The organism is Acidobacteriota bacterium (assembly GCA_033549365.1).
In the GTDB taxonomy this organism is placed as follows: domain Bacteria; phylum Acidobacteriota; class Aminicenantia; order Aminicenantales; family Saccharicenantaceae; genus JAWSUF01.
Map to the genome: position 1 here is coordinate 374,823 of JAWSUF010000001.1, position 15,806 is coordinate 390,628.

General features: G+C 60.1%; 15 protein-coding genes. 8 read left to right on the forward strand and 7 right to left on the reverse strand.

Going from position 1 to position 15,806, the window contains the following annotated elements:
- Positions 1 to 19 precede the first annotated feature (19 nt).
- Genes SCM96_01690 through SCM96_01700 form a run of 3 tightly spaced genes read right to left on the reverse strand, consistent with a single transcriptional unit; the run spans position 20 to position 1,711 of the window.
- Positions 20 to 529: a hypothetical protein gene (locus SCM96_01690; GenBank protein MDW7759332.1), complete on the reverse strand. Its 510-nt coding sequence runs from the start codon at positions 527 to 529 to the stop codon at positions 20 to 22.
- The gene (locus SCM96_01695) at positions 526 to 1,131 is read right to left on the reverse strand and encodes a zf-HC2 domain-containing protein (GenBank protein ID MDW7759333.1); all 606 of its coding nucleotides are present in this window, start codon (positions 1,129 to 1,131) and stop codon (positions 526 to 528) included. Before SCM96_01695 ends, SCM96_01690 begins: the two co-directional genes overlap by 4 nt.
- A gap of 1 nt (position 1,132) precedes the next feature.
- A complete protein-coding gene (locus SCM96_01700; protein ID MDW7759334.1) occupies positions 1,133 to 1,711 on the reverse strand; it encodes a sigma-70 family RNA polymerase sigma factor in 579 nt (192 codons plus the stop codon).
- A 541-nt stretch (positions 1,712 to 2,252) separates the two neighbouring features.
- Between SCM96_01700 and purB the strand changes: the two genes are divergently transcribed.
- The 8 genes from purB to SCM96_01740 are packed head-to-tail and all read left to right on the forward strand — an operon-like array spanning position 2,253 to position 10,438.
- Positions 2,253 to 3,554, forward strand: coding sequence for an adenylosuccinate lyase (gene purB / locus SCM96_01705; GenBank protein MDW7759335.1), 1,302 nt, complete (start codon positions 2,253 to 2,255; stop codon positions 3,552 to 3,554).
- On the forward strand, positions 3,544 to 3,813 hold the full coding sequence (purS, locus tag SCM96_01710; protein MDW7759336.1) for a phosphoribosylformylglycinamidine synthase subunit PurS: 270 nt from the start codon (positions 3,544 to 3,546) through the stop codon (positions 3,811 to 3,813). The genes purB and purS overlap by 11 nt, the downstream gene beginning before the upstream one ends.
- A gap of 5 nt (positions 3,814 to 3,818) precedes the next feature.
- Positions 3,819 to 4,538, forward strand: a complete 720-nt coding sequence (purQ, locus tag SCM96_01715; GenBank protein ID MDW7759337.1) for a phosphoribosylformylglycinamidine synthase subunit PurQ — start codon at positions 3,819 to 3,821, stop codon at positions 4,536 to 4,538.
- The gene (gene purL, locus SCM96_01720; GenBank protein ID MDW7759338.1) at positions 4,535 to 6,748 is read left to right on the forward strand and encodes a phosphoribosylformylglycinamidine synthase subunit PurL; all 2,214 of its coding nucleotides are present in this window, start codon (positions 4,535 to 4,537) and stop codon (positions 6,746 to 6,748) included. Before purQ ends, purL begins: the two co-directional genes overlap by 4 nt.
- A complete protein-coding gene (locus SCM96_01725; protein ID MDW7759339.1) occupies positions 6,748 to 7,635 on the forward strand; it encodes a hypothetical protein in 888 nt (295 codons plus the stop codon). The genes purL and SCM96_01725 overlap by 1 nt, the downstream gene beginning before the upstream one ends.
- A gap of 19 nt (positions 7,636 to 7,654) precedes the next feature.
- Positions 7,655 to 8,299: a phosphoribosylglycinamide formyltransferase gene (gene purN / locus SCM96_01730; GenBank protein ID MDW7759340.1), complete on the forward strand. Its 645-nt coding sequence runs from the start codon at positions 7,655 to 7,657 to the stop codon at positions 8,297 to 8,299.
- Positions 8,300 to 8,333: 34 nt separating this feature from the next.
- Positions 8,334 to 9,248: a hydroxymethylglutaryl-CoA lyase gene (locus SCM96_01735; GenBank protein ID MDW7759341.1), complete on the forward strand. Its 915-nt coding sequence runs from the start codon at positions 8,334 to 8,336 to the stop codon at positions 9,246 to 9,248.
- Positions 9,245 to 10,438, forward strand: coding sequence for a CaiB/BaiF CoA-transferase family protein (locus SCM96_01740; GenBank protein MDW7759342.1), 1,194 nt, complete (start codon positions 9,245 to 9,247; stop codon positions 10,436 to 10,438). Before SCM96_01735 ends, SCM96_01740 begins: the two co-directional genes overlap by 4 nt.
- 6 nt (positions 10,439 to 10,444) lie before the next feature.
- Here SCM96_01740 and SCM96_01745 read toward each other — a convergent pair whose 3' ends face one another.
- The 4 genes from SCM96_01745 to SCM96_01760 all read right to left on the reverse strand — a co-directional run bounded on the left by SCM96_01745 (position 10,445) and on the right by SCM96_01760 (position 15,785).
- A complete protein-coding gene (locus SCM96_01745) occupies positions 10,445 to 11,962 on the reverse strand; it encodes an FAD-dependent thymidylate synthase (GenBank protein ID MDW7759343.1) in 1,518 nt (505 codons plus the stop codon).
- 2 nt (positions 11,963 to 11,964) lie between these two features.
- Positions 11,965 to 13,818, reverse strand: coding sequence for a glutamine--fructose-6-phosphate transaminase (isomerizing) (glmS, locus tag SCM96_01750; protein ID MDW7759344.1), 1,854 nt, complete (start codon positions 13,816 to 13,818; stop codon positions 11,965 to 11,967).
- A gap of 104 nt (positions 13,819 to 13,922) precedes the next feature.
- Positions 13,923 to 15,347, reverse strand: a complete 1,425-nt coding sequence (locus tag SCM96_01755) for an RtcB family protein (GenBank protein ID MDW7759345.1) — start codon at positions 15,345 to 15,347, stop codon at positions 13,923 to 13,925.
- Positions 15,348 to 15,353: 6 nt separating this feature from the next.
- Positions 15,354 to 15,785 carry an archease gene (locus SCM96_01760; protein MDW7759346.1) on the reverse strand — a complete coding sequence of 144 codons (432 nt, stop codon included), beginning with the start codon at positions 15,783 to 15,785 and terminating at the stop codon, positions 15,354 to 15,356.
- Positions 15,786 to 15,806: the final 21 nt, after the last annotated feature.

Here is a 15,806-nt window from a genome sequence, read left to right on the forward strand (position 1 = left end):
TTTCCGGATTTTTGTCAAGTCAAAACATCGTTTTTCTTTTTTCCCGTGGAGCCGGCATTCGGGCCCGGTCGATCTTTTCTCCCAGCCCTCGGAAAAAATCGATGGTAAAAAGAAAATATCTGGCTTTTTGGACGGGATCCAGTCTTTCATCGAGAAAAGCTTCGAACTCTTCGTCTTTGCGCCGGATGTCCCGACGGAGATGAGTCACGGTTTCGACGATTCCCGCGATGTCGTGTCCCGCCGGAACATCTTTCGCCAACATCAATCTCATCTCGGCGATATGTTTGGCAAGGCGGGCCTGGAGCTCCGCTTTTTCCTTTTCCAAACGGAAGAGTTCGGGATAAATTTCCGCCGTCTGTTCTTGCGTGAGTTCCAGAGCCTGGGTCATTCGCACGAGCCGGAGTGTCAGAATATTTTCCCTGACTCGGGCTCTCTGGCGATGCTCCTGGGAAAAAGCCGGCTCAATCGAACACACGCAGAGCAGAAGACCGGCCGCAATCAGGATTTTCGTGAGTTTGGCGCCTTTCATCTTCCATTCTCCCCCATGAGATCGGCCTCGATCATTTCCATCTCCTCAAGGCTGAGGCTTTCCCAGAAGAGCGGATCATCCCACAGCACCCCATCCCCCTCGGCCTCGGAATCCCGGACCGCTTCCTCGATCGAGTCGGTAAGGATGCGGTTGAAGTTCTCCTGCATGACCGGATTCCCGGTCATTTCATTTTCAAAAAAGACAACTGCCTCGCCCGGATAGAAAGCCAGGAAGACGTCCGGGGGACGGCGGGGCGGTTGAACCAGAATCGCCAGAACGGCCAGGACCGTGACCGTTGCTCCCGCCCAAACCCATCTCCAGGCCGGCCGGAGAGTCCGGACAGGGGCGACTGTCTGTATGGGAGCGACGGCAACGGATTCGAGACGCGACCTCAATCGGGCCTCGAAATCCTCCCAGTATCCCTGCCCAAGAACCGGAGGCATGTTTTTTCCGGATTCTTTCCCGACAATTCCCAGACGGGTGCGGTAAAGGCGGCAATCCCGGCATTTTTCGATATGGGCGGCCAGCCGGGCACGGCGGTGTTCAGGCAGACACCCGTCCATTTCATCGGACATCCAACGTTCAGCCGTACGACATGTCATGTCACATCTCTCCGATGGATTTCAACCGGGCCTGAAGCATTTTCCGCGCTTTGTGCATCCTCCAGGACACGGTGTTTTCCGAACAGCCGAGGATGCGGGCGGCTTCGGCATGGCTCATCTCCTGATTGACGACCAGGGTGAAGGTGGCCTTGTAAGGAAGAGCCAGGCTGTTCACGGCATCTTCGAGGAGATGATGCAGGACCTTGCGGGTCGCTCCGGTTTCGGGACAGAACGCCGTATCCTTTCTCTCCCCGGGAACAACCATGGTTTCGCGGAATTCGGCTCTGTCTTTTTCCCGTTTGTTTTTTTTCAAATGATTGAGAGTCAGATTGACGGCGATCCTGTAGATCCACGTGTAAAAGGCCGATTGACTCCGGAAACCTCGGATGGAACGAAAGGCGGCCAGAAAGGTCTCCTGGGTCAGATCGTCGGCATCCTGAAGATTGCGTGTCATCCCGAAGATCATGCCGTGAATCCTTTGCTGATATTTTCGGGCCAGGGACATAAAGCTCTCGACATCGCCGGCCGCGGCTTCCGCCGCCAGATCCCTGTCCGTTACGGTGTCCTTCTCTTCGCACATCCTGTTAGACAACGCATTATACCCGATCCTTTGCTCTTTTCACCTCCAATTCCGGCCTCCGTTCCGGAGCCGTGCGTGAAAACGCCCGGATCTCTTTTTTCGCCTTAATCGGGCGTTTTCACCCTTCGGGCGTGCCGATCTCACTATTCCAACTGCGTTGCAGCCCTCTCGACGTAGTTCAACTACGCCTCGAGAGCCGCTTCCTTGTTGGAACAGCAATCTCGGCCCGCGCACGGCTCCGGAGCAAGCCGTCGGAGGGTCGCGCGGGCACGACTCCGGATCCGGGGTTCCCGGGATTGTGCGCGAGTCGAGATTGCCGTAGCGATGAGGAGCGGACTGCGCAGGCGTAGTTCAGCTACGTCGAGCAGGCCGCAACGAAATCGATGCGGTGAGATCGGCTCGCCCGAAGGGTCGTAACACCGGAATAGAGAAAAAAGAATTAAAACCGGTGTTACGACGCACAATTCCGGGAGGGGAAATTGACTTTAGGGGGTGTGTGTTGATAAGATGACTTCTCTAAAAAAAGCGAGGCCGGACCCCCATGATTGAACGCTACACTCTTCCAGAAATGGGCGCCGTCTGGACGGACGCCAACAGATACCGGAAGTGGCTGGACGTCGAGTTGGCCGTTTGCGAAGCCTGGGCGAAACTGGGCCGGATCCCGAAATCCTCCCTGGCGCAAATCCGGAGAAAGGCCGATTTTTCCGTGGAGCGCATCGACGCCATTGAAAAAACCGTCAAACACGACGTCATCGCCTTTCTGACCTCTGTGGCCGAAAACGTCGGCCCCGATTCAAGATATATCCATATGGGGTTGACCTCCTACGACATCGTCGACACGTCTCTGTCTCTTCTGATGCGCGAATCCCTGACCCTTGTCCGGAAACGCCTCATCAAGCTGCAAAAAGTTCTCCGCCGTCAGGCGATCAAACACAAGACGACGCCCTGTATCGGCCGGACCCACGGCGTTCATGCCGAGCCCGTCACTTTCGGCTTCAAGATCCTCGTCTGGTTCGAAGAGACCAAACGCCACTTGGAGCGCCTGGATCGGGCCGCCGCCGCCATTTCCGTCGGACGCATTTCGGGATCCGTCGGGACTTATATCCATCTGGATCCCCGCGTCGAACGAATCGCCCTGCGGAAACTCGGGCTCAGGCCGGCCAGGATTTCGACCCAGGTCCTGCAGCGCGACCGTCACGCCGAAGTCCTGTCCGCGACGGCCCTTCTGGTCACCGGCCTGGAAAAAATCGCCCTGGAAATCCGCCACCTCCAGAGAACCGAGGTCGGCGAGGTCGAAGAACCGTTCACAAAAGGCCAGAAAGGCTCCTCCTCCATGCCTCACAAGAAAAACCCGGTTCGCTGCGAAAGAATATCCGGGCTGGCCCGCATCGTTCGCTCCCATCTTCAGGTTGCCCTCGAAAACATCCCCCTCTGGCACGAACGCGATATCTCCCATTCCTCCGCCGAACGGATCATCCTCCCCGACGCCTTCATCCTCACCGATTATCTTCTGGCTGAAACCGCCGATATCGTCGGGAACTGGACCGTCCGGCCGAAAAAAATGAACGAGAACATCGACGCCACGCGCGGCCTGGTTTTCTCCCAGGGCGTCCTGCTGGCTCTGACCCAGGCCGGGTTGACCCGGGAACAGGCTTATGCGATCGTCCAGCGCGTCAGTCTCAAGGCCTGGAACGAAAATCTGGATTTCCGGCAGTCGGCGGCGGCGGACCCGGAAATCGCCCAACGCCTTTCCCCCGAGGAGATCGCCGCCTGCTTCACTCTGGATCCCTATCTCGAAAAAATCGATACCATATTTAAAAAGGTGTTGGCCGATGAAAGCTAGAATTCTCGTTGCCTTCAAGGACAGCGTTCTCGATCCCCAAGGCCAGGCCGTGAAAAACGCTCTTCTCACGCTGGGCTATCACGCCGTTCAGAATGTCCGCCAGGGCAAGGTCTTCGAATTGGACCTGACCGGCCTGACTCGGGATGAGGCGGAACGGCTGGTTCCCGAAGTCGCCCGCAAAGTGCTGGCCAACCCCATCATCGAAAAGTTCACCTGGGAACTCCTTTCGGACACCGCGGCGACGGACGAAACATCGTGACGGACATGCGTTTCGGTGTCGTCGTGTTTCCGGGCTCGAATTGCGACGCCGACACCTTCCACGCCTTGAACAGCGTCCTGGGCTGCGATACGGTCTATCTCTGGCACAAGGACCACGATCTTCAGGGTGTGGATTGCGTGGTCCTCCCGGGCGGCTTTTCCTACGGCGATTACCTCCGTTCGGGCGCCATCGCCCGGTTTTCTCCCCTTATGCAGGAGGTGAAGCGTTTCGCCCGCAAGGGAGGCTTTGTCCTGGGCATCTGCAACGGTTTTCAGATTCTCCTCGAACTCGGCCTCCTTCCCGGGGCCATGCTCCGCAACAAGAATCTCAAATTCATCTGCCGGCACGTCCATGTCCGTGTCGAAAACGCCGGAACAGCTTTTACCCGGCGGGCGGCCGAAGGACAGGTTCTCCGGATCCCGATCGCCCATTTCGACGGCAATTATTACGCTCCGCCGGCCGTTCATCGGCGGCTCGAAGGCAACGGCCGGATCGTTTTCCGCTACTGCGACGCCTCAGGTCAAACGGATGAGGCGGCCAATGTCAACGGGTCCCTGGACGGAATCGCCGGAATCATCAATGCCGAGGGCAACGTCCTGGGCATGATGCCCCACCCCGAAAGAGCCGTGGAATCTCTGCTCGGAAGCACGGACGGACGGTTCGTTTTCCAGTCCCTCACCGATTCCCCGGCCGTCCGGCGCCGGACGGCTCGGAGGCCGTCATGATCGACTCCGGTCTTCTGGAACGTCACAATCTCACGGCCGACGAATATGCCCTGATCGTCGATCTGATCGGCCGGGAACCGAATCTGACCGAACTCGGCATCTTTTCGGTCATGTGGTCCGAGCACTGCGGTTATAAAAGCTCGAAAGCCCACCTGAAAAAGCTCCCAACCCGGGGCCCGCGGGTCATCCAGGGCCCGGGTGAAAACGCCGGAGTCCTCGACATCGGCGGCGGACTGGCCGTGGTTTTTAAAATCGAATCCCACAATCACCCGTCTTACATCGAACCCTACCAGGGCGCGGCCACCGGAGTCGGCGGGATTCTCCGGGACATCTTCACGATGGGCGCACGGCCCGTCGCCGTCATGGATTCCCTGCGTTTCGGCCCCCTGGACAATCCGGCCAACCGGTCCATTATGGAAGGCGTGGTTTCGGGCATTGCCGGCTACGGCAACGCCTTCGGTGTGCCCACGGTGGGCGGGGAGACCGCGTTCCATCCCTGTTACGCGCTCAATCCTCTCATCAATGTTTTTTGTCTGGGGCTGGCCGAAAAGGATAGGATCTTCTATGCCAAAGCCGGGCGGCCGGGCAACGCCGTGCTCTATGTCGGCGCCCTCACGGGTCGCGACGGCATCCACGGGGCGACCATGGCTTCGGCCGAATTCGGAAACGACATCGAACACAAGCGTCCCAACGTTCAGGTCGGCGACCCGTTCAAGGAAAAGCTCCTGCTCGAAGCCTGCCTCGAGGTCATGTCCCGGAACCTGATCGTCGGCATCCAGGACATGGGGGCGGCCGGGCTCACCTGCTCCACGACGGAGATCGCCGCCAAATCGGATCTGGGCATCGGGATCGACCTCGACCGCGTTCCCCAGCGGGAAGCGGGCATGACCCCCTACGAAATCATGCTTTCCGAATCCCAGGAGCGCATGCTCATCGTCGCGGAACCCGACAAGATCGAGGCCGTAAGAGACGTCTTCGCCAAGTGGGATCTCGAGGCTCCCGTCATCGGGAAGGTTGAGGTCGGCGGACGCCTGAAGGTCCGCTTTCACGGCGAAGAAGTGATCGACATTCCGGTCGACGCCGTCGTCAACCTCTGTCCGGTCTACCGAAGGCCCGCCAAAGCGCCTTCGCCGGAAACCCGAAAGACGCAGAGGATGATTCCGAGACGGCCGCCCTTGAAAAATTTCGGAGAGGCTCTCCTGACTCTTCTCTCCTCACCCGCCCTCGCCGACAAGTCCTGGGTCTTTCGCCAGTACGACCACATGGTTCAGACCAACACGGTCTTTCCGCCGGGCGCCGATGCCGCCGTTGTCCGCATCAAGGGCTCGCGGAGAGCTTTGGCCATGACCCTGGACGGCAATGCCTTCCACGCTTTCCAGGATCCCAAAACGGGAGGCCGGGCGGCGGTCGCCGAAGCCTGCAGAAACCTGGCCTGCGTCGGCGCGCGTCCCATCGGCGTCACCAATTGCCTGAATTTCGGCAACCCCGAGAAACCCGAGATCATGTGGCAGTTCGAGCAGGTCGTCGGAGGCATGGCCGAAGCCTGCCGCGCCTTCGGCATTCCCGTCACCGGAGGAAACGTCAGCTTCTACAATGACACCGAAGGCGCCTCCGTCCACCCCACTCCCGTCGTGGGCGTCGTCGGACTGATCGAGGACGTCCGGAAAATCGTCCGGCCCGGCTTCGACAAGCCCGGAGATGTCGTCGTTCTCCTCGGAGCCAATGCCAACGAACCGGGCGCCGCGGCTTATCTGCGGGTTTTCCACGGCCACGATGGAGGGCGGCCTCCCCGAATGAATCTGAAAACGGAAAAGGCGGTCCAGGATTTGTGCCTTGATGCCTCGGAGGCCGGATGGCTGCGTTCGTCCCACGATGTCTCCGAGGGCGGTCTGGCCGTGTGCCTGGCCGAATGCTGTCTTCTCGGATCTCGAAAACGGGGTTGCGATGTGCAATTGGAAGATCGCCTCCCCGCGGATGTTCTCCTCTTTGGAGAAACCCACTCCCGGATCGTGGTCACGGTCAAAAAGGATCATCTCGGCCGGCTCAAAAAAGCGGCCCGCAAGGCGGGCGTCCCCGCAACCGCGATCGGCCGGGTCGGGGGGAAGGCCCTCATCATCCGCCACGGGGGATCCGAACTCCTGCGGCTCGAAGTCGAGGACATCCGAAAACACTGGTCCCGGGCTATTCCGGATCTTTTCAGGATATCGTGATGCGGATTCGAAAACGGAAAACCGGACGCCCGATGCGATGGGGGGCCTGGATCCTGGCCGTCGGGTTCCTTCTCGCCTTCCCTCTCCAAACTCCCGGTCTGGAACTTCGATTCAGGCTTTCGGGCGGATACAGTCTTATGCCGCTTGATTCCGTCAATACGGCCCTCTCCGACTGGATGGCCTTTAAAAAACTCCAGGCCGACACCGTCTCGGGATGGTCCGTCGAACAATCCGGAGACCTGAGCCTTCGCAGCGCCTACGACTTCGAGGGAGAACTCCTGCTCCGGATTTCCTCCCGCTTCGCGGTCGGCGTCGCCTCCGGCTATGTCTTTGGAGAAATCCCGGAAAATCGTTATCCCTTGACTTGGGACCGGAACGGAGTCGTCACGATCGAGGGACGTCCGACCAAGATTTCCATGGTTCCCCTGACGGTTTCCGGATATGTTTTCCAACCCATCGGCAGGAACATCCTGGCTTATGCCCGGATCGGCGCCGGTCGGATCTTCGCAAAATATGCGGACCGGGAAACCAGCAAGAAGCCCGATGACCTTCGTTATGTTTACCCGACATCCCAATTGGCCAAGGGCGGGGGGCGCTGTTTGGCGGCCGGTCTCGGCCTGGTCACGGCGCCCGGGAAAACCGTCGGGTTTTTTGTGGAAATCCTGGGGCGGAAGGCCCGGGCCGACGGGTTCGAAGGTGAAAACAAGGAAAGGGTGGAAGGGATTCTTTACATCTTCGAGGAATACAATCCCTCCGTGGACTTCTGGCAAACCAAGATCCAAATCCGGGAGACGGAGCCATCCGGCGACACGTTCCGGTCCGTGCGGCCGGTGGAAATCATTCTGGACGGCGTGTCGCTGAAACTCGGCCTCACGGTGAAATTTTAAAACGGGCGGGAGAGTCTCCATGAACGAAACCGTCTTTCGCAGCCCCAAAAAAACCGGACGTCTGGGTATATTCCTTTCGGGCCGCGGTTCGAATTTCCAGGCCATCCAAGAGGCCGTCTCGGCCGGCCGCATCGACGCTTCGATCGTTCTGGTCTTCAGCAACAAGGAGGAGGCCCCCGGTCTCGCGGCGGCCCGCCTCCTGGGACTCGAAACGCTCCATCTCGACCCCAAGGCCTTTGCCGACCGGGAAAGCTACGATCTGGCCCTGGCCGACGAGATCCGTCGCAGGCATATCGATCTCATCTGCCTGGCCGGATATATGCGGGTTCTCACCCCCGGCTTTTGCGAAGCTTTCCGGAATCGGATCCTGAACATTCATCCCGCCCTCCTTCCCGCCTTTCCCGGGCTCCACGTTCAAAGAAAAGCGATCGAGTGGGGTGTTCGTTATTCGGGCGCCACGGTCCATTTTGTGGCCCCTGAGGTGGACATGGGCCCGATCGTTCTTCAGGCGGTCGTTCCCGTCAAACAGGATGACACCGAAGACACGCTGGCCGCCCGCATCCTGGTCGAGGAACATCGCATCTACCCCGAGGCCGTGCGCTTGTTTTTCGAGGGGCGGATCGAAGTCCGCGGCCGACGGGTCTTCATCCTCGATGAGGCCTGAACGATTCTTGGCATGGGTGTCAAGAGGTTGAAAGATGCGCTTTCATGAAGTCGGTCTGAGAGACGGACTGCAGATCGAATCGACGATCGTTCCGACAGATCGGAAAATCCGCTGGGCCGAACAATCGGCCGCGGCCGGCATGGACATCCTCCAGCTCGGTTCGTTCGTCCATCCCGGCAAGGTTCCCCAAATGGCCGATACGGATGTGCTGTTCCGGACTCTCGGACCGAGAAAAAGCGGGTTGAACGGTCCCCTTTACTCGGGTCTTGTCCTCAACGAAAAGGGGCTCGAACGCGGCTTGGCCTGCGGCGTCGAGATGTTCTGCATGGGCGTCTCGGCCGGTGAAACCCACAGCCGGAAAAACACCGGCATGTCCGTCGATGAAGCCCTGAAGAGAATCACGGCCATGGCCCGCGAGGCCGCCGCGGCCGGCAAAATCGTTCAGGCCTCCGTGCAGTCGGCATTCGGATGCGGATTCGACGGGCCGATTCCCGAATCCCGGGTTCTGGATATCGTCCGCGCCTACCTTGAGGCGGGAATTCGAGCCGTCAGCCTCGCCGACACGGCCGGGCACGCTCACCCGGCCCAGGTCGTACGGCTTTTCCGGGCTGTTCAAGAACTCGATCCCGGGGTGGAAACAGCCGCACATTTTCACAACACCTACGGCCTGGGCCTGGCCAACGTCTGGGCGGCCTTCGAGGCCGGCGTGACGACTTTTGAATCCGCCTTCGGAGGTCTCGGCGGCTGTCCTTTCACGAAAACGGCCGCGGGCAACGTCGCCACCGAAGATCTGATCCACATGTTTCAGCGGATGGGATTCCGCCCGGACATCCGTTGCGACGGTCTCGTCGAGCTGGCCCGGGATGTCGCCCGATTTTTCAGCCGCGAACTTCCCGGCCTTGTTTATCGGACAGGGCCGCTTGATTTCCCACGGAGAACAGACTCATGACCATCTGCCAAGGCATTCGCGTCCTCGACCTGACCAACGTCCTGGCCGGCCCGTTTGCCACACTGCACCTGGCTTGGCTCGGCGCCGAAGTCATCAAAATCGAAAACCCGGTCGACGGCGATCTGGCCCGCAAACTCGGCTGTGTGCCCGAATACAATCGGAAATTGATGGGGACAAGTTTTCTGGCCCAGAACGCCAACAAGAAATCCCTGACATTGAATCTGAAGAACCCGGAAGCCAAGGAGATTTTCAGAAAGCTGACCGCGACGGCCGACGTTCTGGTCGAAAACTTCAGGCCCGATGTCATGAACCGGTTGGGTCTGGGATACGACGCCTTGGCCGCCCTGAATCCCCGCCTCATTTATTGTGCGATATCCGGCTTCGGCGCCGACGGGCCGGACGCCCACAAGCCGGCTTATGACCAGATCATCCAGGGATTGAGCGGAGTCATGGCCGTCAACGGCGATAGAAGATTGAACCCGCTGCGGGCCGGATTTCCCCTCTGTGACACGGTCGGCGGCCTGAACGCCGCATTCGCCGTCATGGCCGCCCTCTACCACAGGGAACGCACGGGAGAAGGCCAGTTCATCGACGTCGCCCTTCTGGACTCCATCATGCCCCTCATGGGCTGGGTGGCGGCCAATCTTCTGATCGGAGGCCAGCCGCCCCAGCTTCTCGGCAACGACAATTTCACCGCGGCGCCCTCGGGCACCTTCCGGACGCGGAACGGATTCATCAACATCGCCGCCAACAAGCAGGAGCAGTGGGAGGATCTGGCCGATATCCTGGGGCTTTCCGGGCTCAAGGATGATTCCCGCTTCAAGGAGCGGGATACCCGCAAGGCCCGCCGCGATGAGCTGACGCCGCTTCTCGAAGCCCGGCTGGCCGAAAAGGATACGGACGAATGGGTGGAAATCCTCAACGCCCGAGGCATCCCGTCGGGAGCGATTCTCACGCTTGAGGATGCTCTTTCGTCACCCCAGGTGGAACACCGGAAAACGCTGGCCTCGGTCTCCGTCGAAGGCATCGGGGAAGTCAAGCTTTTCAACATGACGGCCAAGTTCGGAAAGACGCCCGCCGGAGTCGGGACACCGCCGCCGCATCTTTCCGAACATACGGCGACGATCTTGAAGGAATTGGGTTTCGACGACGGAGAGATCGCCCGGCTCAGAGACCGGGGCATCGTCTGACCTTCCCTATTTAAACAGGCGCGGCGGCTCCATGGCCGGGCGCTTTCCGAAGACCCTCTCGTAGATCTTCGGATAGGCGTCTTTGCCGCCGAGCAAAAAACAGGACAGGGGAAGGACGCCTTCCGCAAGATGCTTCATGCGTTCCACAACCGCCCGGATGTCCCATTGAGCCGTGGCGTCTTCCCGCAATCTCGAAACATGATAGAGTTCGCGGACATTGACCTTGAACAGCACCCGGCGGCGGTGGGCGTTCGTCAGCACATAATCCGCCGCGGCGGGCGGAACGAGGCGGCGCCTCAGGAGATCCCAGGTTTCCTCCGTGCGGGCTGTGAGATCCCGGAAAGCGTCCTCGCCCCCGATATCACGGATGGACTGGGGAACGGTGACGCCGAGCGACGGATCGTATCTCTGAACCGTTAGGGTGGCCATGCGGTGGCGCTTGAGCTGGGCGAAACAGGATGCGGACACGATAAGCTCAAAGGTCAGGTCGGCGAATTCGAACTCGCGAAGAGGAAAATCGAAAAACTCCATGCGCTCGAAGGTCCGGCGGAAAAGTCCTAGCTTCTCCTCCTGTCCCAAGGCCCGCACGCGGGTCCGGATTTCGGAAAACGGCACCGAAGACAGGGAATGGATGAGCGAAGCCAGAATGATTTCGTCACCCTCGGCGGGATACTCCACCAGCCGGACACCATCCCCGGCCCGCCGGAGCGGGGAGATGTCTCCGGGTCCCGGCTGAAGCAGGTCCCGGCTCTCCGCTTCCGCGGCAAAATCGATGCGCGTCCCGGAGTCGAAGGCACAGGCCTCCGTAAAAAGGACGATGGACGGGGCGACCTTCGCCGCAAGATCGCAGAATCTGCGGCCCAATTCCCGAACCTCCTCAAGCTCATGAGCGGCGAAACGCCGGATCACAAGCTCCAGGTTGCGGCCGTTCAAAGTCATTCCGAGTTGGCCCTCGGCGGCCAACCCGATGGCATAGCGGGCGTCTTCCTTGGCCCATCCCTCCAGAATGGGAAGATGGGCCGGATCCGCGGCTTCTCCGGGATGCCTTTCCAGGAAATAGGGCCGAAGCCGCTTGAAAAGCTCGTGATAGAGCGCATTTTGGGCGCCGATCATCTCGGAGAACGGCTTTTCCAGGCCGGCGTTCCGGACTTCCGCCGGAATCACAAAGTCGTCTCCCAGGGCAATGTAGCGCTGGGACTTTTCCGTAAACGAGCAGAGCCGGAATCTTTCCAGCGCCTCGACGGCCAGGCGGCTGACGCCGATGACATCAAAATTGAAAACGGCGTGTTCGGCCACGGAATGGTGGCCCATTTTGAAAATGATGGTTCGATTGGATTTGCGGGCTCTTTCGACTTCGGCCCGCGCCGCCCGGCGCAGTTCATCGACCGGGCGGGGATCCCGGGAAATGCGGGCGTACGCGGCCGAAAGGGTTTCGGGCGTGACATCGTCCCTCGTCTGCCGGCTGCTCTTCAGAGCCTCGAGAACCTCGGCGTCGACATTGTACCCGGCCAGAAGAACGCGCATGGCTATTCCACCGTGACGCTTTTCGCCAAGTTTCGCGGCATGTCGACATCCCGGCCGAGAAGATCGGCGATCCGATAGGCCAGGACCTGCAGAGGCACGACATTGATCAGCGGGGAGACGAGTTCATGAACTTCCGGAACGACAAGGGGATGATCGATGCTCCCGTTTCCGGACGGGAGGGCGTTGACCAGGGCGATGACCCGCGCATCCCGCGACTTGGCCTCCTCGAGATTGGAGAGGATTTTTTGCATCAGGGAGCCCCGGGTGGCGATAACCACGACCGGCATATCTCCGTCGATGAGGGCGATGGGGCCGTGTTTCATTTCTCCGGCCGGATAGCCCTCGGCATGAATATAGGAGATTTCCTTGAGCTTGAGGGCGCCTTCGAGTGCGATGGGATAGTTGACGCCCCGGCCGAGATAGAGAAAATCGCGCTTGTCCCGGTAAAGGCGGGCCAGCGCTTCGACCTCGCGGGTATCCGAGAGAATGCGCTCGATATGGGCCGGCGTGCGGACGAGGGAATCCAGCATGGCCTCCGCTTCCGCCGTGCGGGCCGAGCCGCGCAGGTCGGCCATATGAACGGCCAGTAGATACAGGCAGACGAGTTGTCCGGTGAAGGCTTTGGTCGAAGCGACACCGATTTCGGGACCGCAGCGGGTAAAGATCGTCGCGTCGGCGTCCCGGGCCAGGGAAGACCCCGGAACGTTGCAGATGCCGAGCACGGGAACGCCGCGGTCCTTCAGGACTTCCCGGCAGGCCAGGGTGTCGGCCGTCTCCCCGGACTGGGAAATCAGCACAGCCAGGGATCCCGGCGCAACCACGGGGTCCCGGTACCGGAATTCCGAGGCAATGTCGACCTCGACGGGAATTCGGAGAAGGCTCTCGAACACATACTTTCCGACGAGCGCGGCATGATAAGATGTGCCGCAGGCGATCATGATCAACTTGTCCAGACTCCTGAACTTATCCTGCAAGGGCGCCGTTTCCCCGCCGAAATCGACGCAGCCGCCGAAGACCCGGGCCTGAAGATTCTCTCTCAGAACCTGAGGCTGTTCATGGATTTCCTTGAGCATGAAATGGGGAAAACCCGATTTTTCGGCCGTGGCCGGATCCCAGGTGATGGTCGCTTCGGTTCGGCTGCGGGCCTTCCGGTCCTCAATGCCGAATATCGAAGCCCCCTCAGGCGTCGCCAAACCGTAATCGCCGTTTTCGAGAAAAAGAAACCGCCGGGTCCGGGACAGAAGCGCCGTGACGTCGGAGGCGATGAAGGTTTCGCCCTCCCCCAAACCAATGACCAGAGGACTGTGACGCCGGGCGAAATAAAGTTTGCCGGGTTCCATGGCCGACATGATGACGAAGGCGAAGGATCCCTCGAGACGGGGCAGGACGATCTCCAGGGCCTCCTTCATATCGCCGCGGTAAACGGATTCGAGAAGATGGCAGACGACTTCGGTATCGGTCTCCGAACGAAAGAGATGGCCGTGGAGTTCCGCCCGGAGCTCGGCGTGGTTTTCGATAATGCCGTTATGGATGAGGACGATGGTGTCCCGGCAGTCGGCGTGGGGATGAGCATTGTCTTCGGACGGGCGGCCGTGGGTTGCCCAACGGGTATGGGCGATCCCCGTTTTTATGCTGTCTCCCGGGAGGCCGGGCGGGAAAAATGTCTCGGGCAGCGAGGCCTCGAGCGCGGAGATCCGGCCCTCGGCCCGATGTCTCAGAACGGCGGGCGCCTCGTGTGAACCCCCGATAACGGCGATGCCGCTCGAGTCGTATCCCCGGTATTCCAGTTTCCGCAGCCCTTCGAGAAGAACGCCGCGCATATCGCCCCGTCCCAAGTATCCGACAATGCCGCACATAAAAACCCTCCGAACGCGGAATCAACCCTGAACTTTCAGCGGGTTATCATACCATATTCCCCCCTTTTTTGTCCCGGCCGGCCTCGGCTCGTGAATCGATCCAATCAGCCCTTCATGACGGCGACGGGAACGACGCGGGCCACAAGGCGGCCGAGCCCGGATTCATGGGAGACCTTCACCACGTCATCGACATCCTTGTAGGCCTCTGAGGCTTCTTCGGCCACACCTTTCCAGCTTGTTGAAAACAGCAGGATTCCCTTGCGGGCCAGGTCGTCACGGATGCGTTCGCCGCGAAAGCGGCGCAGAGCTTCGTGGCGGGACATCCGGCGGCCGGCTCCGTGGGCCGTCGACCCGAAACTCAGGGCCTCGGCTTCGCGCGTCCCCGCTAAAACATAGGAGGAGGTCCCCATGCTGCCGGGGATGAGGACCGGCTGGCCGGAGGATTGATAGACGGCGGGGATTTCCGGGCGGCCGGGGCCGAAGCTTCTCGTGGCTCCTTTCCGGTGGACGCAGAGTTCCTTTTCGAGGTCGCCGGCGACGCGGTGACGTTCGACCTTGGCGACATTGTGGCAGACGTCATAAACCAGGTCCATGCCCTCGGCGTTTCCCATAACCCGGGCGAAAACGTTCCGGACCCGGTGCGCGATCATCTGCCGGTTGGCAAAGGCGTAGTTGACGGCCGCGCACATCGCCCCATAGTATCTGCGGCCGAGAGCGGAACGGAAGGGGGCGTTGACGAGTTCGCGATCGGGCAATCCCTCGACACCGCGGGCATCCTTCATGATCTCGATATAATCCGAGGCGACCTGATGGCCCAGACCGCGGCTTCCGCAATGAATCATGACGCAAACCCGTCCTTTCCCGTCAAGGCCGAAGGTCCGGGCGGCCGCCTCGTCGAAGATGTGGTCGACTTTCTGGATTTCCAAAAAATGGTTGCCCGCTCCGAGCGTTCCAAGCTGGGGCAGCCCCCGCTCCAGAGCCTTGTCGGAAAGCGCGTCGGGATCGGCGTCCATCATGCGACCTCGTTCCTCGGTCCGTTCCAGATCGTTCTTCGTTCCATATCCTTCGGCAACGGCCCAGGCGGACCCCCGCGTCAGAATATCCCGAAGAACTCCTCGCCCGATTTTCTCCCCTCCCTTCCCCACGCCGGAGGGAACATCCCGGAAAATGCCGGCCATGAGGTCTTTCTTTTTCGGAGCGATCTCCTCTTCCGTGAAATCCGTTCGCAGAAGGCGGACGCCGCAATTGATGTCGTATCCGACGCCGCCCGGAGAGATGACGCCGTCCTCGGTGTCGAAGGCGGCCACGCCTCCGATGGGAAAACCGTAACCCTGGTGGGCATCAGGCATGACATAGGACATACGTTGGATGCCGGGCAGGCAGGCCACATTCCGCGCCTGTTGAAGCGTGAGATCTTTCTTGGCCGCTTCCAGAAGTCCGTCCGATGCATAAATCCGGACCGGAACCCTCATGTCCCCCTCTTGGGGGATTTCCCATGTCCACGCATTTATTTTTCGCAGAGTCATCATTTCACCTCACGCATCCACGACAACTTGGATCGACCACTCGCCGGTATCGGCGCGCTCGACTTTCAGCTCGCTGTAGGTGACGGCTTTGACTGAGCCGTAAATTTCGGCGCCGCTCGAAATCTCGCCGCCGCGGAATACGGCTTGAAGCCGGTAGACCTGTTTTTCATCGATGGACAGATCGCCGACCGAACACAGAAGAAACCCGCGGGTGTCCAGAAGAAAGAGAATTTCGGACAGAAATTTCACGAGAAGCTGTTCCCGATCCAGGCCGTCAACCTCAACGGGAATTTCGGTCGAGGCCTCGATCCCGCGGCAATCCCACATCAGTCCGGTCAGGGCCCGGGCGGAGTTGGCAAAAGCTTCCTCAAGAGTTTTGCCCCGGGCCCGGAATTTGGCGTCGGCCGGATGCGGCAGATATTCATACCCTTCAGCCGTCATTTTGTCCCCTCTATCTATCTT